This is a genomic window from Lysinibacillus parviboronicapiens (assembly GCF_003049575.1).
In the GTDB taxonomy this organism is placed as follows: Bacteria; Bacillota; Bacilli; order Bacillales_A; family Planococcaceae; genus Lysinibacillus; species Lysinibacillus parviboronicapiens.
On the sequence record NZ_PYWI01000010.1, the window covers coordinates 73,035 to 99,188 of the forward strand.

The window sequence follows — 26,154 nt, forward strand, 5'->3', positions numbered from 1 at the left end:
ATAGATATTAAAAAGCCCCTCAGTGAGAGGGGCTTTCCTTCTACAAACTATTCACCAAAAATCGTGACAATTTCAGCTGATGTTTTACGTTCTTTAGCCTTTGGAATACCATCAAAATAACCAACTTGTAACATCGCAATAACGCGCTCACCTGGCTGCACCTTTAATGCTTCGCGGAATTTCGGATTATCTAAAAATCCTGGTGTTTTCCAGCAAGAGCCGATACCTTTATCCCACGCAAGTAACTGCATATTTTGAATAAAAGTACTTGCAGCAGCAAAATCTTCTAGACGTTCTTTTTGACGTGCATCCTCCGGTACGATAACAAAAGCATAACCGCCTGGAAGCGTGAACTTCGTCATTTGTTTTGTTAAATCTTCACTTGAGAGCTCCTGCCATTTCGGAATAGTTAAGTCTCGCAATAAATCATGAAGTGCAAATAACTCCTTACCACACGCTACAACTAAACGCCAAGGTTCACGATTTCCATGATTCGGTGCCCATACAGCATCGTCAATAATTGTAAGTAGTTGTTCACGGTCCACAGGTTGCCCATTAAATTTTTTAATGGAACGGCGCTCGATAATTGCATCTCTTACAGATAAAAAATGTTCGCTCATTTACTTTATCTCCCTCTAGAACTTTACATCATATTTTAATTCGTATTGTCTATCTCTCACATTATCACAAATTGCGAAGCTTTAAAACAGCTATCTTTCTAAGCAAAACTATCATCAATATGAATGTAAAAATACGTCATACTCGGTGTATATGCAGTTGAATCTTCATAAAAATAAGATCGATTAATGCTATCTGAAGTGTGGGCATTCACATATGGTATGCCATTCTGAATACTCGTGACGATAACAGAGTGATCAATACGTCCATTCCCCTGAAAATCATAAAAAATGATGTCCCCAAGCTCTAACTCCTCAGCATTTTGCACACGCCTTCCCTTTAATCCTGTTTTGGAGCCTTCTAGATACCACCTAAGGGAATGTGCGACAGACCAACTGAAGCTCCAATTCCCTTGCTGAATCCACCAACCCTTATCTCTACTTGGAGCACCTCGCATTGGCGCTCCTCCTGCAAGTAAGCATTGTGATATATAATTCGTACAATCCACATCAAAGTTTGGAAATGCTGGATTACGTCTATTCCACCACAAATTCGCATACTGTACAGCTGCCTGCCTATTATAAATTTTTGCCACGTTCCCCCTCCTTACGTACATCATATGTGTAGTTTAGCTAATCTATTAGTTAGGACATTAACATCAATGACGCCCAGCCGTCACTGCATTCAAGTTTTCAATGGTGTTTATGCCTGCACGATGTCAGTCGGTAAAGCTACAACTTGTTGCATTTTTATCAAGACAGGTCTGTTAGCCGCTGTTGCAGAACGAAGTTAAGCTAACCTCTTATATGACTCTTTATTAAATCTAGACATCTGTTGGAGGCTCTATCTTTAATCAGTCTGTGTTTGGAGCGTTACTGACTGAAGATAAATGGAATGAACGCGGTCACATTCGGTGCTATCTTTTCCAATTTAAAGATAGTTTTTGCTACAATAGGATTGAATGCAATGTAGATAAATAATTTACGAACAGAAGGGATGTTGAATGTGAAGCAGCATGCGGAGAAAGAAATCTTACAACCTACTCTTTTATGCGATAAAAAAGGGAATTTAAATCCAGCTTCCATTGGATTTGCACGAAAACCTCTCATAAATAGCAATTTAAGCGGCCATATGATGCGCAAAAAGAAATGGAATTATTGGTGTGTATACGGTGATGAGATTTTATTCTCCGCTACCATTAGCCATCTAGATTACGCAGCGGTCTGCTTTGTATACTTCCTTGAGTATGAGACACAGCGCTATTTTGAAAAAACAATCACTATTCCATTGGGTGGCAAATTAAAAATGCCCACACAGGTGCTAGAATCGGTATCTTTCAGCAGTAGTGAAATGACCATCGATATGACCTATATTCACAATGAAACTCATTTATCTGTTTCTATTCCTAATTTCGATGGAGATGGCTTACGCGCAAATCTTGTCATTCAACATCCACCAGCAGACGAGTCTTTAAATGTGGTCATTCCATGGAATCGTAAAACTTTCCAATTTACAGGCAAGCATCATACGCTACCTACTTCTGGACATGTGACCATTGGCAATCGCCGCTTTATCTTTATGCCTGAGGAAAGTTTTGCTGTACTCGATTATGGGCGCGGTGTTTGGCCGCGTGAAGCCACATGGAATTGGGGTATGGCGTCTCAACGAGTTCGTGGTCGACGTATTGGACTCAATTTAGGAGGCAAATGGACAGATGGTACAGGAATGACTGAGAATGCAGTGTTCGTTGATGGTAAAATGACAAAAATCCATGAGGATTTACTATTCGATTATGATCGAGAAGATTTTATGCAACGTTGGAAAGTAAAAACTAAGTTTACAAATCAGGTGTCCTTAACCTTTTCACCATTCTTTGAACGTGTTGCAGCAACAAATGCTGGACTCGTCAAATCGGAAGTGCATCAAATGTTTGGTTATTATGATGGCACCATCTTATTGGAAAATGGTGAGACCCTCGTTATTCAGCAAATGCTTGGTTGTATCGAAGAACATCGTGCAAAATGGTAACAAACGTGGCGTCTCAAAGGGAATTTGAAACGCCATGTTTGTGTACTTTATTGTCCCCTTAAGGCTACAAGCATTTTTTCGGGATTATCAGTAAATATTGCGTTTATGCCGAGCTGCTGTAACGCCTTGGCATTATCAATCTCATTGACAGTGTAGACACGCACAATAGCCCCAGTTTCAAGTGCTGAACCAACTGATTTCCTGAAAGCTGTAGGCAAGCTAACATGTATAGCATTGGTCGGAATTAGGACTGAATAAGATGTAAAATCAATTAAGACTTCAGCAAATAATGCAGCAGTTTCAATGTACGGGGCCATTTGTGACACTATTTGGATTGATTCATGATTAAAGGATGAAATAATTACACGTTCTGTCATTTGATATGTGGCTATTTCCTTTAGCACAAGCGCCTCAATACCGTCGTAAGGAAAAACATCCGTTTTTAGCTCAATATTAATTCGGTGATGTGTGCCTGCAAATAGCTCTAAGACTTCTCCCAGCCTTGGTATTTTTTCTCCTACAAAGTCATCCGAAAACCAGGAGCCAAAATCAAAAGCACGCAGCTGCTGAAGCGTATAATCTTTTACATAGCCTGTACCATTGGAGGTGCGGTCAATAGCTTCATCATGGATGACGACCACTTCCCTATCTGCAGTTAAATGAACATCTAACTCGATACCCGTAATAGCTAATTTTGAGGCTGCATAAAAAGCAGCACCTGTATTTTCAGGGTAGTGTGAAGATACACCTCTATGCGCAAATATATCCAAACGTATCCCCTCCCTTTCGTATAATTTAACAGTATAACAATAAGCATTTAATAATCTTACCCTTGAAAGGTAAAATTTTGTATAGTAATATGAGAACCTATTTCCATTAAGGACTAGGCGTTATTGTACCTGTATCATATAGCCCATTAGTCGTTAGCTTATTGCAGTGAACTAGCTGGGCTAACATCCAAAATTAACTCCTTCCCTGATATCCAACTGAAAAAATGATATTTGTAAGTACTTAGGAGGTGCAAAAATGACTGCACAACACCCAGATTTTCAAGCTGAACTGGAGCGGCTCGCTTACACCAAAAACTATATGCAACAAATTTTAAGCGAGTCTCAACGAGATTTGCAATCTGCACAGGAAAATATTCGTAAGTCGATGGCAGATCTCGATTATTTAGATTCTAGTTTGAGCTATTTGAACATCTTAGCAAACGCTCGCTTCTTTGAAATGGCCCGCAATCAAAAAGAAGGCTTAGAGGCTGTTCAAAAAAAGCCTTATTTCGCCCGTATCCATTTCCAAAAAACAGGAGATCCTGAAGAATTCTTGTATATTGGCAAAACATCCTTATTTCATCGTGAAACACATGAGCCGATTATTGTTGATTGGCGTTCCCCTGTTGCAAATGTCTATTACGACGGACGACTCGGGGATATGGAATATGATGTCCGCGGAGAAATTCACAAGGGACATTTATTTGCCAAACGACAATATAAAATTGAAGATGGTCAATTGCTAAATATTCGGGATATTGACTTAACTACAAACGATGAATTACTGCAAGAAGCATTAGCTGGCAAAGCTGATGTACGTTTAACTGAAATCGTCTCCACTATCCAAAAAGAGCAAAATGAAATTATTAGGGCTCACCTCCGTCAGCCAATTATCGTACAGGGAGCTGCGGGTAGTGGTAAAACAACGATAGCCCTACACCGTATTTCATACTTTTTATACACAATGGGTGAAAATTTCAATCCCGAGCAGCTCATGATTTTAGCCCCTAATAAATTATTTATCGATTACATTGGTGATGTTTTACCGGAACTAGGTGTCGATAAAATTTCTCAAACAACTTTTGCAGACTATGTCCTTGCGGCAACAAAGCTAAAATTAAAACTACGTAATCCTAATGAACAGTTAGAATCACTTGTTTCAGATGGTGCCAACCAAACAACTGCCTGGATTTCTGAAATAAAAGGGTCGCTTTATTACCGCGATGTCATAGAGCGTTATGTGCAAAAAATTGAGCAAGTAATTGCTGAACAATTTGAAGATGTATTTATTGAAAAATACCGTATTATGCGCGCCTCTCACTTAAAGAAGTTATTCTTATACGAGCTGTCCTATATGCCAATAGAAAAGAGACTTGCACATATCAAAAAGGTCATAGCGAGCCATGTTCGCCAGAAAAAACAAGCTGTCTTAAGTATGCTAAACGCTAAATACGATGAAGCACTTGGTAAAGCATTAAACGGCATACGTGACGATGAAAAGCGACGTCGTATCGTAACAAAGTATATCGATGAACGTGATGAACGTATTCCCGCAATTGAAAAAGAGACAAAATCAACAGCATCTGCCTACATGCGTCGCTTTTCTAAATATAATGTCAAAGCACTCTATCGTACCCTTCTCACAAACGCAGAACTAATCGCAGAGCTAGCACCTGAATGGCATTATTTAGAACAGCAACAGTTTTTACAAGTGCATGCAAAAGAACAATGGGTGTTAGAAGATTTAGCAGCCATTTATTATTTACAAGCACGCATAAAAGGGATTGCGGATGAATGGAAAATGCGCGTCGTTTTCATTGATGAGGTACAGGATTATAGTTTATTCCAGCTCGCTGCTTTAAAAACGGGACTCGAAACAGATATGTTTACAATGGTGGGTGACTTAGCGCAGGGAATTCATAGTTACCGTTCCCTAACTGCTTGGGAGCCTGTACAAAATTTGTTTCCACGAGCCAGCTTCCGAACACTGCAAAAAAGCTACAGAACAACGATTGAAATTATGGAAGTCGCTAATGAAATCTTGGCACAAATGGATGAACAACTCCCGCTAGTTGAACCTGTCGTCCGTCACGGCAATCCGCCAACCTTTATACAGACAGAATTTTTTAGTGCTCAGCAAATCGCACAGATATTTGATAGCATTCGTGCCAATGGGCATCAGTCTATCGCTTTGATTTGCAAAACAACGGTCGATGCAACCCGCATGCATCAGGCATTAACCGATTACGGCGTTGCTTCACAGTTACTAACAGAGGATGAGACCATTAATCAGCAACTGTTACTCGTAGTACCAAGCCATTTAGCTAAGGGGCTCGAATTTGATGCAGTGATTGTGGCAACCTTTGATACGCCTTTCTTCGATACTAAAATTGACCGAAAACTTCTCTATGTTGCGTTAACGCGGGCAATGCATGAGCTATACTTAATTGGTCCAACAAAAAAAACGTTTCTTTTAGAAAATTAAAAAGAGTCGCTATTCCTTGCGACTCTTTTTTTATGACGCTGAATGCATGGCAAGATTATTTTTGTCTTGGTGGCAAACGATAAAATTTGCCCTTTGACAAATAGGCTTTAACAACCTTCCACCATGAGTTAGGGGCTTCCTTTGGAGGAGACTTCTTTTTCGGCAATGCGGGCATGCGCATGATATCGACTCCTTTCATCGGGCTTATAAATACTATATGGGCATAGTACATATTTATGATAAAAAAACCAATTTATCACTGGATCGCTTCATGGCCTAAGGAAGAGACTTTAGGACGTTACCGTTTTGTCATAAAAATAAAAGAGTGAGTAGTGATGCATATAGCACACTCCTCACTCTTATTTTATTTTTTCACGTAATAATCAATTTGCTGTGCCTTCATAAAACCAGATTTTTCATAAACAGAGAGCGCTTTTCTGTTTTCGATTTCAACATCTAGCATGACATGCTTTGCTCCTATTTGGCTGGCATAATTCTTCGTGAATAACAATAAAGCTGTGCCAATGCCTTGCCCCTCATAATGTGGATGAACGGCCAATGCTGTTACCCATTGAACTTCGTTTTCTTCCGCTGTTGTCACCGTACCTACTACCTTACCATCTTTATGAGCTACCCATAATTTACGCCCACTTTTAGACGTATTAAAGGCAATAAGTTCTACCGATTCCTCTGGTAAATCACCAAAAGCCTCACTATAAATAGAAACCAGCTCCGCTTGCTCTCCAGCATACGCAGCAATAACAACGTCATCTTGTAGCTCCACTGGTTCTGCCTTAGTTTCTAGTGTTGCTTCTGAAAAACTGTAGGTATAGCTACAGTTTTCAATAAACGTATGACCATAAGGTGAACCATCAATGACTAAAGCCAATTGACCTTCTGCACTCCGCTCTACTAGTCCAGCTTGTAAAACTTCTACTAAAGCTGTACCAATTCCCATTTTACGATACGTTGGTAAAACAACTAACGACCACTCATACGTATATAGACCCATTAAATCAATCGCACTTGCTGCTCCGACTAATAAATCCTTGTCATCGTCGTACGCTAACACCATAAAACCTTTTGATTCAAAAGAGCCTGCTAACGGTATATTCATAATCGTTTCATATACTCGATAATCATGTATTGTTGCTTCTTCGCATAATGCTCTTAATTCATTTAATGTTTCGCCGTCTAACGGAAAAGACACTGTCATCACTGAAATTTTCATCATTTACTCCGTTCTATTACCAGACTATTGCCCTATTGTAGCAAGAAAGAAAATAAGCTGGCAACATTATTATGTGTGTTTACCAGCTTATTTTTACCCCATACTTATAGGTGCTAAAACGCCCACCTCAAAATAAAGCATAAAAACGTTTAAAAGAGAGGTTAGCACACACCAAATATGCGACGAATTGATGACCAACTTTATATGGCATAACAAGAACACAATTCACTATTACAACACTAGCACTAGCTACACGTAGCCTTTTCCTACCTAAAAATTTCACTTTATGATTATAAATGATGGGCAGACGATTCAAGCATTTGTGCATAAATCCCACCAGATGCAATTAACTTCTGTTGTGGCCCTGCCTCGACTAACTCACCCTTTTGCATTACAAGGACAATGTCAGCATTGTGCACTGTATTTAATCGATGGGCAATGACGAAGCTTGTACGCCCTTTCATCAACGTATCCAGCGCCTCTTGAATGGCTAGTTCTGTGACCGTATCAATGCTACTAGTTGCCTCATCCAGTAATAAGATCTTAGGATCCGCAATGAGGGCTCGGGCAATAGATAGTAGTTGCTTCTGCCCTTGAGAGATTTCACTTCCGTCCGCCGCTAGAAGCGTGTCATAGCCATCTTTTAGCTTCATGATGAATTCGTGTGCGTTTGCACGTTGCGCTGCTTCTTCAATCTCTTCATCACTAGCATCTAATCGACCATAGCGAATATTTTCTCGCACCGTTGCTTCAAATAAAAAGGGATCCTGGAGCACAAAGGCCATTTGTGAGCGTAGTGCTCCGCGTTCAATTTGCTGCACATTTATACCATCAAATAATACCTCGCCCTTCGTTACTTCATAGAACCTAGCAATAAGCTGAAGAATCGTTGTTTTCCCCGCACCAGTTGCACCAACCAATGCAACTGTTTGACCTGGCTTCACTTGAAAACTTACATTCTTTAATGTGTAGGCTTCTTCTGATTGTTCATATTTAAAATATACATGTTGGAAGGCTACATTTCCTTTAAGCAAGTGCTTTTGTGAGGTTGGAAATTCGACCTCCTGCTGTTCATCAAGTAAAGAAAATACACGTTCAGCCCCTGCAATCGCTGAAAGTACCGTATTGAACTGATTGGCTAAATCATTTAATGGACGGGTAAACTGTCGTGCATACTCCGTGAAAATAACAATTACGCCAATGGTTACATGACCGTATAGTGCTAGTACCCCTCCAATTCCCGCAACAATTGTAAAGCTCATATTGTTTAAAAAATTCATGACCTTTGGGATATAACCTGAATATGTTTGTGCCCAAAAGCCTGTTCTCTTTAAACGTAAACTTTTATCACGAAACTCTGCCTTAACACGTTCCTCCTGTGAAAACGCCTTAACAATTCGCTGCCCAGAAATGGTTTCTTCAATCATGCCATTAAGCGCCCCAATCGCTGCTTGTTGTTCTTTAAATAACGGCGCTGTACGACGTGTAATCCACCGCATCGCTATAAACATAATTGGAATAATTGTCATTGTTAGTACAGTTAAAAGAGGGCTCAGACTTAACATGATAACAAGTGTTCCTACGAGTGTTAGCACACTTGAAATGACTTGGATAAAGGAACTATTCAATGTTGAACTAACTGCTTCTATATCATTTGTCACACGGCTCATTAATTCCCCATGCTGGCGGCGATCAAAGAACGACACCGGAAGACTTTGGAAATGGGCAAATACACTTGTGCGTAGTCTGTAAATCGTTTGCTGAGCAATACCAATCATCCAATAGTTTTGTAAAAATAACGACACAGCTAACAGCACATAAATTCCAATTAGCCAGGCGATTCTACTCCCAAGTCCCGTAAGTTCCCCATGCATCACATATATATCTATCATTTTTCCGATTAAATATGGTCCTAGTAGTGCCAAAATTGAGCTTACAGTGACCAGCAAAAACACTATGATTAATAGAGCACGTTGTTCATCAACAATTTTCCATAACCGCCCAAGCGTACTTTTCCAGTCTGTTGCACGCGGACCCTTCTTTTTCTTTACGACCTGTTTTAAATCCTCTTTCTTTAAAATCGGCTCATAGCCAAAAGGTTTTTGGAAAAATCCCATTATTCCTCCACCTCCTGTTGGGAGATTGCGATTTTTTTATATAAACGAGAAGATTGCAATAGCTCATCGTGTGTACCATATGCCACCACTTCACCTGCATCTATTAAAAGAATGTGGTCTGCCTCTTTAGCCGTACGAATTTTTTGTGTGACCACAAGCATTGTTGCCCTTTCATCGCTCAAAGCCTCCCACAAAGCCTGCTCCGTTTTCACATCAAGAGCACTTGTACTATCATCAAGCATTAATAAATGCCCTTTCCTTAGTAATGCCCTTGCAATGGACAATCGTTGCTTTTGGCCGCCAGATAAATTAACGCCCTTCTGCCCAACTCGTGTATCGTACCCATTTGGGAAGTCCTCTACAGAAGCATGAATTTGTGCTTGCATAGTAGCTTTCAGCACTTCGTCCATGCCAGCCTGTGCATCACCCCAACGAATGTTATCAGTAATGCTACCTGTAAATAACAATGATTGTTGCGGTACATAGCCTATGGTTTCTCGTAATTCTTGTAGCTCCCATTGCTGCACATCTTTCCCTTCTACAGAAATCTGTCCCGACGCCACATCATAAAAACGAGGAATTAGTTGTAGTAACGTCGATTTACCAGCTCCTGTTGCTCCCATAATCGCTAACTTCTCACCAGACTTTACTTGAAAGCTGACATTGGACAGTACAGGTTTCTCTGCACCTGGATACGTAAAACTCACGTTTTCAAATGCTAACTCACCAAAATTCGCCTTGTGAGGAGTTTCTTCAGACGTAGTAACAACCTCTACTTCATTTTCAACAGCCAGCACTTCTGCCATACGATCTGCCGAGGCTTTTGCACGAGCGTAAAAAATTATGATAAAGGCGAACATCGAAAATGAACCTGTCATACGCATTGCATAATTGACAATGGCTACGATATCTCCGAGTGGCGTTGTACCAGCAGCGATTTGCTTTGTACCAAACCATAGCACTGCAAGTAAACTCATATTCATGATGAATAATAGTACTGGCATAATATATTCCATCGTGCGTAAAGCCTTTACCGTGTCTATTTTTAGGTGTGATGCCACCTGTTCAAAGCGTGAGGCCTCATATGTACCACGTAAATAAGCTTTCACTAGGCGAATAGCTTGTAGATTTTCCTGTAGTACACGATTTAATCGGTCCACACGCTTCTGTACGCGACCAAAATAAGACACACCCTTTGCAACCATAACAACAAGGAACACAAAAATAATCGGTGCACCTATGACTAAAAAAAGGGCTAGCTGTGCATTCACGACAAAAGCCATGACGATACTACCAACTACTGCAAGTGGTGCACGAAGCATAATACGTAGACTCATAAAGAGCACTGTCTGTACCTGTGTCACATCATTTGTTAGCCGAGTAATCAAAGAGGCCGTTGAGAACTTTTGATAGGTAGCGAGTGTGAACGATTGAATTTTCTCAAACATTGCATTTCTTAAATCAAACGCGAAGCTTTGCGCGGTATGCGATGAAAAATAAGAATTAACTATCCCTGCTATAAAAGCTACGAAAGATAAAACGAGTAATACCGCTCCCCATTGCCATATCATTTCAGGATTTTGAGCTCGTACGCCTTCATCTATTACTTTGGCCATAATGAGTGGCTGAACCAACTCCACAAATAATTCCAACAGCATTAAACATAAAGCAAACATTGCAGTCCATTTATATGGTTTTATATACGAAAAAATTTCTCTCACATTTGTTCACCCCTTTTTTGAGAAGAAACATCTTTACATCTTAATATAGTTCTTATTACTCTTCATTATAGTATTTTTATGCTTTTTCACCTGCGATAGAAAGCCAAGTTACACAAACAAGCATAACAAAAACACCCATTAATTGCCAAAAACCCAATGATGTACCAAACATAATTACAGAAATAACCATGGCCGTTAACGGTTCCATACTAGATAAGATGCTTGTCTCTACCGCTGATATGTATTTCATGCTACTCAAAAATAAGATAAAGGCTATTGTGCCAAAGACAATTAGTGCAAGCATTAGACCTACAACCTTCAAATCCATAAAAACAAGCCACTGATTCGATTGCCAAATGCGACTGATTATGCCTAACGTTAGACCACCAATTAGCATTCCCCAGCCTACAACAAGCAGTACACTCCATTCTTTCATGAGACGTGCTGGATACAGCGTGTAGAAGGCAAAAGTTAAACCTACTGCCACTCCCCATATTAAGGCTTTATTACTAACTAGCAAAGCATCAAAAGAAGCGTTCGTTAGTAATAAAAATAACCCTGCTAGTGTACCAATAATCCCTAACACTTGATATTTAGGTGGCCATTTCTTTAAACTAAGAGAGACATAAGCTACAACAAAGATTGGTGCTAAAAATTGTAGTAAAGTAGCTAGTACTGCATTGCTTTCATTGATTGCTGCTACGAAGGCATATTGTACACCCAACATCCCTGCTACACCAAAGATGATAAGCTGTTTACTCCATATTTTTTGTTGCCATATCCCAAAGATATTTTTCCCCGTTAACACTAAGTATATGAGTAATACAATACCCGCAATTGACAAACGAATTGTTAACATAAAGGAAACTGTCAATGGTGTATGATTGAGTAACCATTCCATTAAAGGGCCTGTTGCACCCCACAACATCGCACCCGAGATAATAAAAATCAAACCTTTTAATCGTTCCATCCCAATCCCGCTTCCTATATACGTACTAAAATTTGTTGTTTTTCTTCAAAACTTTTCTTATATTTTGTTAGTAAAGTCCTATTTTTTTCTCTATCAAATATTTACAAATATATTCATAATGACTAATTCCCGATAATTCTCTATAATAATAGTATATATTGATTACCCAAGGAGATTGAATAAATCATGAGTCAAATCCATAAATCATTTTCGATTGATGAACATTATTTAAATTCACTTCCTTTTCCTGCATTTGTCATAAACCAAGACGGACAAGCTTCTATTTGGGGAAAGAATGCTGAACAGCTATTTGGTTTTTCTGCTACTGATATTAAAGGACATACTACTTCATTCATACATGAAAATCTACTACGTCAGCTTTCATTAGAGACGTTCAAATCAATACTTCAAAGTGAGGATAGTACGTATTTAGATAAGATTCAAGTGTATACAAGTGCTAATGAAGAAATTACTACGGCATTGTTAGCTAAACCGTTTATCGAACAAGGTGAACACCTTATCCTTATTATGTTGATGTTACCTGAATTAATGATTAATTCCGTATCTAATAGTCGAACTTTTACTGACTTAAAACATGGTTTAGACTCAACTTTCATGACTGTGACACTTGACCAAGACGGGTTTATTTTAGAATGTAATGCTGAATTTCTAAAAACAAGTCAATGGACACCAAAGCGCGTTATCGGTAAAACATTTTGGCAACTGTTCCCTGATAATGATGTAAGTGAAAAAATCACCAATAACATCTGGCGCAATTTAAACAATTGCAATACATGGCAAGGTGAAGTCGAAAAAGTTACAAAAACTGGCCAATCATATTGGGTACTGTTAACAGCTATCCCAACGTTTAATCTAGAAACCAATGAACAACAGTTTATTTTAATTGAAAAAGATATTACGAAATCAAAAACAATTCAGCATCAGCTTGAAAAAATTGCCTATATTGATACCGAGACAGGTCTAATGAATGCCCATCGTCTTGAAAAAGTGATTGCTAGCATGATTGAAGAAGATAGACATTTCTCATTTGTATATTTAAGCATCGATAAATTTTACACATTAAAAGAGTTACATGATCAACAAATTAATCAGAGTCTGATTATTGAATTTACAAATCGTATAAAAATGTATTTCCAAGACAGTGCAATGGCACGTATCAATGAAAATGATTTTGTTGTCATAACACCTTTAAGTGAATGGTTTATTCAAGGCTTCTTATCTTACTTACAACAGCACCCAATATACAGTAGTAATATCGCTGTGCCTATTTCCATTAGCGGTGGCATTACACGCTTCCCTGAAGATCAAACAACCTTCTCTCAATTGATGAAGGCATCGATTGCTACTATTACATCGGTACGTGAAGCAGGTGGCGATAAAATTGTGTCACTATCGAAAGCAACACATAAAGCTTTAAATCGTAAAGCTTTAATAGAAAAACGTTTACTTCAAGCGCTTGATCAAAAGAACCTTAAGGTACTTTATCAGCCACAAGTTGATGTTTACACGGGGAAAATTACAGTCGTAGAAGCACTAGTGCGCTGGGAAGATGAGGTAATGGGGGTTGTTTCACCAGATGAATTGATTCCAATTGCTGAGGAAACAGGACTCATTAACAATATTGGTTCATTTATGTTAGAAAGAGCTTGTGAGCAGGCATTAATTTGGAAGAAGGCTGGTCTGCATTTAAAAGTAGCCATCAACTCTTCAGTACGTGAATTCCGTGATAAAAACATGGCCAAATCAGTACTTGATATGCTAGCAAAAACAGGTTGTCCAGCTAGCCTTATTCAAATTGAAATTACAGAGAAGTTTGCTTTAGAGGCAGAAGCAGCAACCTTTATTACGCAGCAAATGCGTAAACTTGAAAACGAAGGTATCGTTTTCGTATTAGATGATTTCGGTACTGGCTATGGTTCATTCCGCTATATGCAGATTTTGCCAATAGATACATTAAAAATTGATCAAACATTTACAAATTCACTATTAAAATCTGAAAAAACACAAAAGCTAATGCATGGCATGGTGCAATTAGGCAAATCAATGGAACTTAAAGTGGTTGCTGAAGGCGTGGAAACCGCTGAACAAGCAGACCTTTTAATGACATATGGCTGTGATGCTATTCAAGGTTATTATATTAGTAAGCCTGTTACACCAGAAGAAATTGAGACATTACTTGTAAAATAATAGTATGTAGGCTGTCCAAGTATTGGACAGCCTTTTAGTTTAAACATTTAGCAGTTTTATCTTTTGTATACTTTTCTTATTTTCATTTTACTCGTATATATTCCACGGAATATGAGTTGCATGAATACTTCCGCAAATACCAGCCCCATAACAATTGCCCCGGTAATTAAAAACGCCTTTAAACCATATTGCAAGCCTTGTAAATAATCATCTTCCACAACATTCCGCATCGCATTGTATGCCATCCCCCCCGGCACAAGCGGAATAATACCAGCCACAATAAAGATGATCATTGGCATTTTAAAGCGCCGTGCATACAAGTGTGCGACAATGGCAACTACAAACGAACCAAAGAAAGATGCATTTACTACATCCATTCCGTACTCTGTTAATACATAATAAATAAGCCAGCCTACTACACCAACAAAACCACAGTGAAACAGTGTTTTCCGAGGTACATTAAAAATAACCGCAATACCTGCTGTTGCAAAAAAACTGACGATTAATTGTACGATTATATCCAAATCATCCGCCTCCTAAAATGATAGGATGACGGCAATAGCTGCACCGATTGCAAATGCTGTTAAAAACGCCTCTGCTCCCTTTGCCATCCCTGACATAAAATGACCTGCCATTAAATCCCTCACCGCATTAGTAATTAAAATACCTGGTACAAGTGGCATGACCGAACTAATAATAATCTTGTCTATTTCCGCACCATATCCAGATTTTACGGCAAAAAAAGCAATCAGACCAATTATTAACGAAGCAGTGAATTCTGAGAAAAATTTCACCTTCGTTAAATAATTCATCCACACCAGTACAAGGAATCCGAGCCCCCCCGCTATAAACGCAGCAGGAAAATCCGACCATCCTCCTTTAAACATTATAAGAAAACAACCACTCGCCAGAGCAGCTGATAAAACTTGCATATAAATTGGTAAAAAATAATTTGTTTTTTGTATCGACTTTAACTCGTCATGAGCCTCATCTAATGTTATTATGTGAGATGTGAGTCTACGAGATACTGAATTTACCAAGGCAATTTTTTGTAAATCTGTAACTCTACTGGAAATCGAAGTGATTCTCGTCGGCTGTGTCTTACCTAACGAAAAAATGATTCCCGTAGGTGTAGCATAACATTGAGCATCAAGCATATTTTGAGATTGTGCCATACGCAGCATCGTATCTTCCACACGGTATGTTTCTGCCCCACTTTCAATCATAATACGACCTGCAAGTAGCAAGCAGTCAATTGTTAACTCATTATCGGCTTCTTGTAATATCATTACAGTTATCTACCTCCTTCAAAAGGTTCCTTGCCAATAGTAAATAGTATCGAACTGCAAATAAAAACTCAACCGTAAATCTTCAACATTTTTTTACATAATTCGTAGATTCATATAACTTTTCCGATGCTTCACACGTCTGATTGTATAGATAAATAATTTACAGAGGGGAGCGTATCCACCAAGATGCAGGAACGCAGAAAACGACGCGGCCCAATGATTGATTTCCTATTAATCGGCCTCATTATTACATTAACATCCATTATCCTTGTCATTATCCTTTCAAAGGATGACTTTAAGTTTCAAAAAATTAGTGCTTCGAAAGATTCAAACTCAGATTCTTTAAATAGTAGTTTATCGACTGAAAGCTCTGCGTTTCCAGGGATACGTATTGTAACAGACGTTTCGAATGATAAACGCACACCATTTGCCATTCACTATCCACAAACAGAAAATAATGTCTTTAATGATGCCGTAATAAAGTACATAACGGATTCAAAAGAAAACTACTTGTCGGAAATGAAAAAAAACGATACTAAAAGTGCAATGGGTGAATTAAATATCAGCTTTGAGACTTTTCCATATCACAAGCAATATTATTCTTTTGTCCTTACAAAAATGCAGTATCTGGGCGGAGCCAATCACGAAGTTTCTACAAAGACATTTTTCTTTAACAATGAAACAGGTGAACAAATCGATATAAAAACATTATTGCAAAATGACGAAAATAACTTGTCCACAATTGCTGCGCATGTCCGTAAAGATTTACAGCAAAATCCTCAACTAAAAGATGAGCTCAATAAAGATGAGTTACTTTCAGCAACGGAGCCAAAATGGGCAAATTTCGAGCGTTTTGCTCTTGTAGATGATGCGTTACTCTTTTACTTCGATGAATATGAAATTGCCAACGGTGCAGCTGGTGCCCCAATTGGGAAACTGCCCCTTTCACTTATTAACCCTTTACTAGCATCTGATTTTCAAATTGAGATGGAGACTATGGAACCGACGGAACCAGCAACTCCAGGAGATCCAAATGTTAAGCGCATTGCATTAACTTTTGATGATGGTCCACATCCGATTGTAACAGAACAGATTTTAGACATTCTTGATAAGTATCATGCAAAAGCTACCTTCTTTATGCTTGGCAGTCGTGTACAATATTATCCAGATATCGCCAGAGATGTTCTTGCACGTGGACATGAGGTTGGGAACCATACTTGGAACCATCCTGTATTAACAAAACTACCTTCAGAACAAGTCTTAAAGGAGTATTCTTCAACAGCGGCAGAAATTGAATTAGCTATCAATCAAGGCGCGACTGTCTTTAGACCTCCTTACGGCGCAACAAACAAGAACATAAATGCTCAAATTCCAATTCCGGTAGTACTATGGAGCATTGACACAATGGACTGGAAACATCGCAATGCACAGCAGTTACTTCCGTATGTAAAAAATAATCTGCACAATAATGCAATTGTCTTAATGCATGACATTCATCAATCAACTGCGGATGGACTTGATGCTGTACTTGCCTATTTACAAGAACAGGGGTATGAGTTTGTGACAGTTTCTGAAATCCTGCCGTATCGTCAATAAGCAATGACACCGGATAGTTAAAGAACGTTTATCACGATTATCTAAAGAAGTGGCTGGAACAAAAGAGAAAAAGTGTTAGATCGACATCAGTCAATCTAACACTTTTTTGCTGTGAACGTTGATGTCCACTACGGCGGACGCTTTCTAGGGGCGTGGCCTGAGCCTGTAGTCTCAGGCGTTACGCTAATCCCCCAGGAGTCGCCGCCTTCGCTACCATCAACTAGTGCTCTTTTCTAAATTTTATTTATGCCAAAAGGAAGAACGTCTAAATTTTTCTTCATTTTAGATAACAAAAATTTAATAATACATTTGCTGCTCTTTCTTAAAATTTAAAGTTTTGTCCCAGCCTCGTTTTTTATTTTATTGGCAGAGTGTCGAGCGATTTGAAGTCCTTCAGCTGATAGCTCTTTACCTCATTGCGGGCAACTGTGTATAGAACATCATCTATATAGACGACACGCTGTACGACTTGCTCCCAATCTTCATACTGATCGCCTGAATTTTTACTAATGATATTGCCCTTTAAAACGATACCCTTTTCTGCTGTGATTTCATATATTTGTGCGCCTTGGCCCTGATATACGATTTCATCTCCTTGCCCTGCTTCATACAGTACAACTGGGAAGCCATAGTAATTGTACTCTGTATGACGGAATAACGCTTTAGGATTATACTGCACTTCTGAGTTTGAACCTTTCCCACCAATCTTGACCATTGATTGCTCTTTTGGATTTTGGAAATCTGATACATCAAATAATGACATTTTCATATTCGTTGTAACGGTAAAGTTACGCTTTGAATAAGCGTCATAACGCTCTTCTGTATCATAACCAATACCGATTAAATGTGTGTCATCCAATGGATGTAAATAGTTGCTATAGCCAGGAATTTTCAATTGGCCTAAAACAGTTGGTTTTTTCGGATTCTCTACATCAATGACAAAGAGTGGATCAACCTGCTTGAATGTCACGACATATGCCTTTTCTCCCATGAAACGAGCTGAATATACTTTTTCACCAGGAGCTAAATCCTTCACTGACCCAAGCTCTTTTAAATTTTTATCTAAAATGAAAAGGTGGTTACGTGATACATTTTGTTCATCCCACATATTACCCTCTGTTGTGACGATGCGGAAATTACCTTTATATTCATCCATTGAATATTGATTCAGTACAGACCCCTTAACTTCAGTTGCACCTACAAAATTCAATGCTGTTCCAGCAATATCCCATTTAAATACTTGTGTATCTACTTGAGTTGGCAGCCAAATTCTATCCATAACCATTCCGCCTACCATATCTCCACGGTTTCCGTTATAAATCGGTGTCGTTAAATACAGTGCATTTTCGGACATGTATAGCCCGCTACTACCGCCTAAATATCCCTTCGTAGTGGCTGTTGCTTTGGCCCCATTTTTCAAATCCACAGCGGTAATCAAGCTATACGTACCATCCATAGTGTTTGGTAATATAGAAATTTTCTCAAGCGGTAAACTTTTATAGTCCTTGCTGACTGAACTATCATAAGTTTTTGGCTTTAAATCCAATGTCTCGCCTTCTTTTAGCATCCAATAATTAGGGTGCATATTACCAATTAAATACAAAGTGTCTTTCGTAATGCGTATATCCTGTAAGAATCCTTCTTGTGCGACCTCACGTAAAAAATTAGGATTTTTCGGATTTGTTATATCATAAAAAGTTGCTGTTGTCATACTCGTGCCTGTTTTTTCGATATATTCATCTCCGATTGCTATTAACACATTATCGTACAAGGCTAGCTTTGAAATATACTGTGATTCTTTTAGCTTGACTGTCGTTGCTAATTTTAAATTTTTCGGATTGCTGGCATCTACAACAGTTATGCTTTGATCTTTTACCGCATAGATTATGTCATTTTTGACAACGACAATATCCCCTTCTTCTACACCCTCTACTTGATTATTTGTCGTAGAGGAGTTGCTTGAATCGCTCAGTGAGTTTGCTTTATCTTCGCTACTTGTATTATTTTCTGTACGTGATTCAGATTCAGCTTCACTATTACCATTCGCTAAAATTGCTTTGAAATATTGTTGCAGTTCTTCCTCAGACTTTACAGCTTCCAACTTCTCTACAACCGTAAATGCTATAACATGTGATGTTGTTTTAAGCTCACTTGGTGCAAATGCTTGCTTACGGACATGTAATTTATAACTTCCTGGCGCCAACTGACTAACGATAAGTGTTTTATTATCTTCTCCCAATGTAATGGTCGCAGTCACTTTTCGCCCCTTATCAGTTGTTACATAGACATTTTCTTCCGTAATATTGCTACCTTTTAATGCTTTAGAGAATGATGCCTTCCAGCTTTGAGTCGACATAACCGTATTAACTGCCTTTGCCTCAGCTTTTGGTACCATCATAAAAGTAGAGATACCTGGCAATATAGCTAGTACGGAAATAATCAGAATTGCTATCCACCGATTTTTCATGTTTTTCCACTCCTTCATATACTTGTTTAATCATTAGACTTACAAAAGTTAGGAAAGTTACATTTTTCTGATAATTTTTTCATAAAAAAACGAGGGGAATGAATCCCTCTCGTTTACTCTTCAAACGGCCATTTAGGTAACATTTTAGCTAATGGTTTATCATTTCGTCTACCAAGTACATAATCTGCCTGCATTATTGTATGAATTTCCCGTGTACCCTCATAAATTACCGGTGCTTTTGAGTTACGTAAAAAACGCGCAACAGGATATTCATCCGAATAGCCGTAAGCTCCATGAATTTGGAGTGCGTCATCCGCTGCTTTATTGGCAAAATCACAGGCTTGCCATTTCGCAAGAGATGTCTCTCTTGTATTACGGAGACCTTTATTTTTCAACTCACCAACACGATAAACAAGCAAACGGCTCATTTGATAGCCGGCCTCCATCTTCGCAATCATTTGCCCAACTAGCTGATGCTCACCAATTGGCTTCCCAAACGTTTCACGCTCATGGCAGTACTTCACGCTCGTCTCAATACATGCTTGAATTAGTCCAACTGCACCGGCAGCTACTGTAAAACGACCATTATCCAGTGCTGACATCGCAATTTTGAAGCCCTCTCCTTCTTCACCTAGCCTATTTTCTACTGGAACGCGTAAGTCTTCGAAAAAGAGTTCGCCCGTATTGCCTGCACGAATACCATACTTCCCTTTAATGGCCTTGGAAGTAAAACCAACCATTGAACGTTCAACAATGAAAGCACTGATGCCGTGATGCTTTTGAGCTCTATCTGTGTATGCAAAGACGATAAAATGATCGGCAATATCACATAACGAAATCCATGTTTTTTGTCCATTCAGCACATAAAAATCACCATCACGTATAGCTGTAGTTGACATTGCTGCTACGTCTGAACCTGCGCCCGGCTCCGTTAATGCAAACGCACCAATGCGCACACCCTTTGCCTGGGGAACAAGATATTGCTTCTTTTGCGCCTCTGTACCCCATTGCATTAAAGTCATGCTATTCAAGCCAGTATGCACCGATACAGCCGTTCGAAAAGCTGTATCTCCTCGTTCAAGCTCCTCACAGACGATGGCAAGCGCATTATAATCCATGCCACTGCCTCCGTACTTCTCAGGAACACAGACCCCCATCAACCCAAGCTCTGCAAGTCTTGACCAAATGCTAGCATCGAAGCTTCCTTCTGCATCCCATGTTGCAATTTCTGGTATTATTTCATCATCAACAAACTGGCGTACTGTTTTACGTAGTATTTCTTGCTCAGTTGTAAATTCGAAATTCATGGTCATCACCTACCATTTCACAATCATTGCAGACTTATGAGACGTCTCTTTAATAACAACGCCACGTTTTGCCATTTCCTTAATATACGCATCACCAGGTACAATTGCCTCTGGCGCGAATACACCTCGATTCGTAATCGAGCCTTCACCAATCATTTGTGCAACTACCGATATTGTATTGGCTGTGGCACGGGCCATTGCCGTCTCGTTAATCGTCAAATCTTTACGTACAATCATTTCATACTCATAAGTAACCTGTTGTTGTGCTTTTTCACCTGCCACAATCACACGTAACAGCACAGCATCTGGCTTTGTTCCAAGCTCTAATTGCTTCTTAAGTGCCTCTCGTACCACAGCTCGCACAGGCACCTCCATATTGTCTACCTCAACCTTATTACTAGAATCTAAGAATCCTAAATCTGCTAACAATTTAAACTTCTCAGCATGCCCTTTATAACGAATCGTTTTATACTCTAGTGTTCGAACATTTGGGAATGTTTTATATAATGTCGATATGCCACCAGATGTATAAAATGCCTCAAGTACCCCAAAACCGTCGAAATAAATAGGCTCGACCCCCGTTAAGGATGGCACCTCTTGAAGTTTACCTTTTTGAATCATTTTAGAAGGTTCCGTATAGTGGTCAAATACACCATCTAAAGAAAATACGCGTGTATAGTGAAGGGGTGGCTTTGGCTCTGTTGGTATACCACCGACATATAACTTAATAGATTCTACTTCATCTAATTTTGACGCACCATAGCCAGCTAATATATTCACCATGCCTGGAGCTACACCTAAATCAGGAATAATTGTAACACCCTTTGCTTTTGCTTCCTCGTCAAACTCTAAAATCTTTTCTGTCACACCACCGATATGACCACCTAAGTCTACAGAGTGAACACCCGCTTCAATGGCTGCTCTCGCTACTCGCTCATTGAATGAATAAAATAAAGCATTCACAACGACATTTCCTTTTGAGATAACTGACGTCAACGAGTCGTCAGATTCCGCATGAAGCTCTACGACTTCAACTCTATCTGTATGCAACGTGTCAACAAAGCTCTGTGCCGTCTTCACATCAATATCTCCTAGAAATACGCGTTCTACATTGCTATTTTTAATTAAATCACGAGCTACCTCTTTCCCCATTAAACCTGCACCTAATACAACAACTTTCATCATTGAACATCCCCTTTCATTGATCTGTTACTCTGTATCGATTTGTGCTCTTTGTAATTTCCCGCTGTAATCTATATAAATGCTCTTCCATTCTGTATATACATCCAATGCGGCAACGCCTGAATCGCGGTGACCATTCCCCGTGCCCTTTGTTCCACCGAATGGCAAATGAATTTCAGCACCTGTTGTGCCTGCATTTATATAAACAATACCTGTGTCTAAATCACGTTGTGCACGGAAAATTGTATTAACGTTTTGTGAGAATATAGAGCTAGATAAGCCAAATTTCACACCATTATTTACTGCAATTGCTTCATCTAAACTTGCAACTTCAATGAGAGAAACTACCGGCCCAAAAATTTCTTCCTGCGCAATAATCATATTAGGTTTCACATTCGTAAACAATGTTGGTTCATAGTAAAACCCTTTATCATAAGGTTCCTCATTTAAAATCCTTCCACCAGCTAGTAATGTTGCACCTTCTTGTTTACCAATCTGTACGTAATGATTTATTTTCTCAAGGGCAGCTTTACTGATAACAGGACCGATTTTTACGCTTTCATCTAAGCCGTCTCCAATTGTTAAATGCTGCATTGCTTCTAAAAGAAGCTTTTCTAATTCTTCTCTTACATCTTTATGCACGATAACGCGACTACATGCTGTACATCTTTGACCAGCCGTGCCGAACGCACTCCATAAAATGCCTTCCGCTGCAAGGTGTAAGTCTGCATCGTCCATGACAATAACAGCATTTTTCCCACCCATCTCTAACGAAACTTTTTTCAAATGTTTACCACCAAGTTCCGCTACCTTACTCCCTGTCGTAGTAGATCCAGTAAACGAAATCACTTTTACATCTGGATGCTCAATTAATGCTGTCCCCACAGTTGGTCCTGTACCAAAGACAATATTTGCAACACCAGCTGGCAAACCTATTTCTTGAAAAATTTTACCCATTTCGTAAGCCATCATCGGTGTTTCATTGGATGGCTTCCAAATAAACGTATTTCCTGCCACAAGCGCAGGAAACGACTTCCATGTAGCAATGGCAACGGGGAAGTTCCAAGGTGTTATTAAGCCCACAACCCCTATAGGAGCACGTACACTCATGGCAAATTTATTGGCAAGCTCTGATGGTGTTGTCTCCCCAAACAATCGTCGTCCTTCCCCCGCCATATAATAAGCCATATCAATACCTTCCTGTACTTCGCCTCTTGCCTCTTCAATAACTTTTCCCATTTCTTTTGTTAAAACAGTAGCTAAGTATTCTTTCTTTTCCTTCATCTTTTGTCCGATGGCATATAAATAATCTGCACGTTTTGGTGCTGGCACTAGTGCCCATTCTTTTTGTGCTTGCTTTGCTACCGCTACCGCCTCATCTACCTCACTTGCCGTTGAGCGCGGTATAGTTGCTAAATGCTCACCGTTTGCAGGGTTCGTCACTGCTATACTTTGTAAATGCGAATGGCTTAACCATTCACCGCCAATATAGTTTTTAATATCCATTACAAACACCCCCTGAAAGATTTCAATGATGCCTCAGCTGAATTACGCCAAATTTGAAGTAGGCTACTGACTGCGAGATGCATTTCATATAGATGCCACACGTTTTAGGTTAACAACTGCGTAATCCCTTCAAAAATTGACTTCCGCTGGAGGATTTACCTTCATTCAACTTTGTTATTTGAGCACCCATTGAAGAAAGGATGGACCCCACATTCAATGTACAATCCCCCAAAAAATATCTCGCTGAACGAAAATAAATAATACACATTCTAGTTTTTTATATTCGACATTTTCTAGCTTATTCCCTTTTTTTCTAAAATAATTAATTATGCAGTGAAACTATTGTGCCTTATAATCGTATACAGTAACAACAAAATTACTATTGGAGGAATTGCATAATGAATAACCATGAAATTGACTACAAAATATTTGGAGACGACATGCAATACGTGCAAGTTGAACTAGATCCACAGGAGACCGTGGTTGCGGAAGCAGGAGCTTTAATGATGATGGATCAAGCTATTGAAATGGAGACTATTTTTGGCGATGGCTCTAAAGGGAATGCGCAAAGTGGCTTTATGGGGAAATTACTAGGTGCAGGGAAGCGTATAATTACAGGCGAAAGCTTATTCATGACCACATTTACAAACGCTGGTACAGGGAAACGTCATGTCTATTTTGCATCCCCTTATCCTGGTAAAATCATTCCAATGGATTTAAGTCAATTGAATGGAAAAATTATTTGTCAAAAGGATGCTTTTTTAGCAGCCGCTAAAGGCGTTTCTGTTGGTGTCGAATTCCAGAAAAAAATTGGTGTAGGTTTCTTCGGTGGAGAAGGTTTCATTATGCAAAAGCTTGAAGGTGATGGTATGGCCTTCGTACATGCTGGTGGTGCTATTCATCAAAAAACTTTACAACCTGGGGAAGTTTTACGTGTTGATACAGGATGTTTAGTCGCTATGACATCCGATGTAGATTACAATATCGAAATGGTTGGGGGCGTAAAAACCGCTTTATTTGGTGGTGAAGGTATTTTCTTCGCAACTTTACGTGGCCCTGGTACAGTCTGGGTTCAATCATTACCATTCAGCCGCTTAGCGAGCCGTATCTTTGCAGCAGCGCCAATTTCACAGGGCGGTGGCGGCAAATCTTCAGGCGAAGGCGGAATTGGTGGTCTATTTGACATGTTCAATAAATAATAAGTACCATTTATCTTTTAGTCACTAGCAAATACCGGTCAGTTGATTTCCCACCTCTGGGTATCTTACTGACCGTTTATACGGGGTAAAGTGAAACTTCAAACAGTGGGGTTTTCTTGATCCCCACTGTTTGCTAGTTGAACCAATCGGGTTTTTACGGTCAGTTGGTCGCCATCCTATGGGTATCTTACTGACCGTTTATACGGGATAAATCGGAGCACATCTCTAGTAGGTTGCGCTCCGCTTTTTAGTCTATTCGATTGGACACAGCCTTACCCTGCCCGTATGCCGTAAGTGCGTTGACATTTAGCGTCAGCATCGCAGTTCTCGTTTTCAATGAAGCACTGCCAATATGGGGAAGTGCCACAACATTCGGAAGCGTCAATAACGGATGATCCATCGAAATCGGCTCATATTCAAAAACATCTAGCCCTGCTGCCCAAAGCTTGCCATTTTTCAAGGCGTCATAAAGTGCACGCTCATCAATAATGCCTCCCCGAGAAGCATTAATCAGTACTGCATCATCCTGCATCATCGCCAGTTCTTTCGCTCCGATTAATCCTACTGTATCGTTGTTAAATGGTGTCATAATGACAACAAAATCTGATTGTTTTAAAAGATCCTCAAGAGGTACATATCGAAAACCATACATTTCTTCGGCCTCATGGCGACGTCTACGATTATGATATATTACCTTCATGTCGAAACCTTTTGCTCGTCTTGCAACTGCCTGACCGATTCGTCCCATTCCGATAATCCCTATAGTTGTACCTGACACATCCTTACCTACTAACTGCATTGGGTACCAGCTTTGCCATTTGCCATCACGCAAATAACGCTCACTTTCTGGAATTCTTCGTGCAGTTGCAAGCAATAAGCCAAATACTAAATCGGCTGTTGTATTAGTTAAGACACCTGGTGTATTTGTTGCCATGATACCTCGTTTGCGCAATGCTACCACATCAACATTATTGAAACCAACTGCTAAATTTGTCACGAGCTTTAAATTGGGTGCATGTGAAAGTAATTCCTCATCGACCTGATCCGCAATCGTTACCCATAATACTTCACAGTCTGCAACAGCTGCTAAAAGTTTGTCTCGTGGAATAACGATTTCTTCCTCCTGCCACTGCTCAATATCATAAAACTCCTCTAACGGCTCGACAATATGCGCCGGAAATTTACGTGTAATAAATAATTTCTTTTTCATGTTTCCAACACCCCTCAATTCATTTCCCCATTTCGCCTTTAGCGTATCACTAATAAGTCCAGTGCTCAAGCATCCATTTACGTCCGATGGCGGCTTATAAAGCAAACAAAACAATCAATCTCTAGCAACTTTCTGTTTCTATCCATCACTCTAATCATTCTATCGATCATTTTAAGGTTTCTATCCGTCACTCTTGCCATTCTATATCAATTTATTTCACTACAAAAAAACTATGCACATTCTCAGTGCA

General features: G+C 39.4%; 19 protein-coding genes. 5 read left to right on the forward strand and 14 right to left on the reverse strand.

Translation table 11 applies throughout. The features are described from left to right. Nucleotides 1–47 precede the first annotated feature (47 nt). Nucleotides 48–620: a nitroreductase family protein gene (locus tag C9J35_RS10650; RefSeq protein WP_107924489.1), complete on the reverse strand. Its 573-nt coding sequence runs from the start codon at nucleotides 618–620 to the stop codon at nucleotides 48–50. Nucleotides 621–718: 98 nt separating this feature from the next. Further along, nucleotides 719–1,213, reverse strand: a complete 495-nt coding sequence (locus C9J35_RS10655) for an amidase domain-containing protein (RefSeq protein WP_107924490.1) — start codon at nucleotides 1,211–1,213, stop codon at nucleotides 719–721. Nucleotides 1,214–1,623: 410 nt separating this feature from the next. On the opposite strand from C9J35_RS10655, the gene C9J35_RS10660 reads away from it, so the two are divergent. Next, the gene (locus C9J35_RS10660) at nucleotides 1,624–2,646 is read left to right on the forward strand and encodes a DUF2804 domain-containing protein (RefSeq protein WP_107924491.1); all 1,023 of its coding nucleotides are present in this window, start codon (nucleotides 1,624–1,626) and stop codon (nucleotides 2,644–2,646) included. A gap of 47 nt (nucleotides 2,647–2,693) precedes the next feature. On the opposite strand, the gene C9J35_RS10665 is transcribed toward C9J35_RS10660, so the two are convergent. Then, complete coding sequence (locus C9J35_RS10665; protein WP_107924492.1) at nucleotides 2,694–3,416, reverse strand: glycerophosphodiester phosphodiesterase; 723 nt, start codon at nucleotides 3,414–3,416, stop codon at nucleotides 2,694–2,696. 256 nt (nucleotides 3,417–3,672) lie between these two features. Between C9J35_RS10665 and helD the strand changes: the two genes are divergently transcribed. Further along, entirely contained in the window at nucleotides 3,673–5,901 is a 2,229-nt protein-coding gene (gene helD, locus C9J35_RS10670; RefSeq protein ID WP_107924493.1) for an RNA polymerase recycling motor HelD, read from the forward strand. 364 nt (nucleotides 5,902–6,265) lie between these two features. Here helD and C9J35_RS10675 read toward each other — a convergent pair whose 3' ends face one another. The 4 genes from C9J35_RS10675 to C9J35_RS10690 form a co-directional block, all read right to left on the reverse strand. Continuing rightward, nucleotides 6,266–7,135 carry a GNAT family N-acetyltransferase gene (locus C9J35_RS10675; protein WP_235616274.1) on the reverse strand — a complete coding sequence of 290 codons (870 nt, stop codon included), beginning with the start codon at nucleotides 7,133–7,135 and terminating at the stop codon, nucleotides 6,266–6,268. Between the two features lie 287 nt (nucleotides 7,136–7,422). Then, entirely contained in the window at nucleotides 7,423–9,249 is a 1,827-nt protein-coding gene (locus C9J35_RS10680; RefSeq protein ID WP_107924495.1) for an ABC transporter ATP-binding protein, read from the reverse strand. Beyond that, nucleotides 9,249–10,970 (reverse strand): ABC transporter ATP-binding protein, encoded by a 1,722-nt coding sequence (locus tag C9J35_RS10685; protein ID WP_107924496.1) that lies wholly within the window; start codon nucleotides 10,968–10,970, stop codon nucleotides 9,249–9,251. The genes C9J35_RS10680 and C9J35_RS10685 overlap by 1 nt, the downstream gene beginning before the upstream one ends. Before the next feature lie 76 nt (nucleotides 10,971–11,046). Further along, the gene (locus C9J35_RS10690; RefSeq protein WP_054768019.1) at nucleotides 11,047–11,940 is read right to left on the reverse strand and encodes a DMT family transporter; all 894 of its coding nucleotides are present in this window, start codon (nucleotides 11,938–11,940) and stop codon (nucleotides 11,047–11,049) included. A 186-nt stretch (nucleotides 11,941–12,126) separates the two neighbouring features. Here C9J35_RS10690 and C9J35_RS10695 point away from each other — a divergent pair, with 186 nt between their 5' ends. Next, nucleotides 12,127–14,148 (forward strand): EAL domain-containing protein, encoded by a 2,022-nt coding sequence (locus tag C9J35_RS10695; RefSeq protein WP_107924497.1) that lies wholly within the window; start codon nucleotides 12,127–12,129, stop codon nucleotides 14,146–14,148. A 56-nt stretch (nucleotides 14,149–14,204) separates the two neighbouring features. Here C9J35_RS10695 and C9J35_RS10700 read toward each other — a convergent pair whose 3' ends face one another. Together C9J35_RS10700 and C9J35_RS10705 are read right to left on the reverse strand one after the other, a co-directional pair. Further along, nucleotides 14,205–14,672 (reverse strand): threonine/serine exporter family protein, encoded by a 468-nt coding sequence (locus tag C9J35_RS10700; RefSeq protein ID WP_107924498.1) that lies wholly within the window; start codon nucleotides 14,670–14,672, stop codon nucleotides 14,205–14,207. A 12-nt stretch (nucleotides 14,673–14,684) separates the two neighbouring features. Then, nucleotides 14,685–15,437, reverse strand: coding sequence for a threonine/serine exporter family protein (locus C9J35_RS10705; protein ID WP_107924499.1), 753 nt, complete (start codon nucleotides 15,435–15,437; stop codon nucleotides 14,685–14,687). A 186-nt stretch (nucleotides 15,438–15,623) separates the two neighbouring features. On the opposite strand from C9J35_RS10705, the gene C9J35_RS10710 reads away from it, so the two are divergent. Next, a complete protein-coding gene (locus C9J35_RS10710; protein WP_107924500.1) occupies nucleotides 15,624–17,033 on the forward strand; it encodes a polysaccharide deacetylase family protein in 1,410 nt (469 codons plus the stop codon). Between the two features lie 355 nt (nucleotides 17,034–17,388). On the opposite strand, the gene C9J35_RS10715 is transcribed toward C9J35_RS10710, so the two are convergent. The 4 genes from C9J35_RS10715 to C9J35_RS10730 all read right to left on the reverse strand — a co-directional run bounded on the left by C9J35_RS10715 (nucleotide 17,389) and on the right by C9J35_RS10730 (nucleotide 23,495). After that, nucleotides 17,389–19,500 (reverse strand): beta-propeller domain-containing protein, encoded by a 2,112-nt coding sequence (locus C9J35_RS10715; protein ID WP_107924501.1) that lies wholly within the window; start codon nucleotides 19,498–19,500, stop codon nucleotides 17,389–17,391. Nucleotides 19,501–19,613: 113 nt separating this feature from the next. Then, a complete protein-coding gene (locus C9J35_RS10720; protein WP_107924502.1) occupies nucleotides 19,614–20,807 on the reverse strand; it encodes an acyl-CoA dehydrogenase family protein in 1,194 nt (397 codons plus the stop codon). A gap of 9 nt (nucleotides 20,808–20,816) precedes the next feature. Further along, entirely contained in the window at nucleotides 20,817–21,989 is a 1,173-nt protein-coding gene (locus C9J35_RS10725) for a saccharopine dehydrogenase family protein (RefSeq protein ID WP_054768025.1), read from the reverse strand. 27 nt (nucleotides 21,990–22,016) lie between these two features. Next, nucleotides 22,017–23,495 carry an aldehyde dehydrogenase family protein gene (locus tag C9J35_RS10730; protein ID WP_107924503.1) on the reverse strand — a complete coding sequence of 493 codons (1,479 nt, stop codon included), beginning with the start codon at nucleotides 23,493–23,495 and terminating at the stop codon, nucleotides 22,017–22,019. Nucleotides 23,496–23,893: 398 nt separating this feature from the next. Here C9J35_RS10730 and C9J35_RS10735 point away from each other — a divergent pair, with 398 nt between their 5' ends. Continuing rightward, on the forward strand, nucleotides 23,894–24,694 hold the full coding sequence (locus C9J35_RS10735; RefSeq protein ID WP_107924504.1) for a TIGR00266 family protein: 801 nt from the start codon (nucleotides 23,894–23,896) through the stop codon (nucleotides 24,692–24,694). Between the two features lie 247 nt (nucleotides 24,695–24,941). Here C9J35_RS10735 and C9J35_RS10740 read toward each other — a convergent pair whose 3' ends face one another. After that, nucleotides 24,942–25,904, reverse strand: coding sequence for a 2-hydroxyacid dehydrogenase (locus tag C9J35_RS10740; protein WP_107924505.1), 963 nt, complete (start codon nucleotides 25,902–25,904; stop codon nucleotides 24,942–24,944). Nucleotides 25,905–26,154 lie beyond the last annotated feature (250 nt).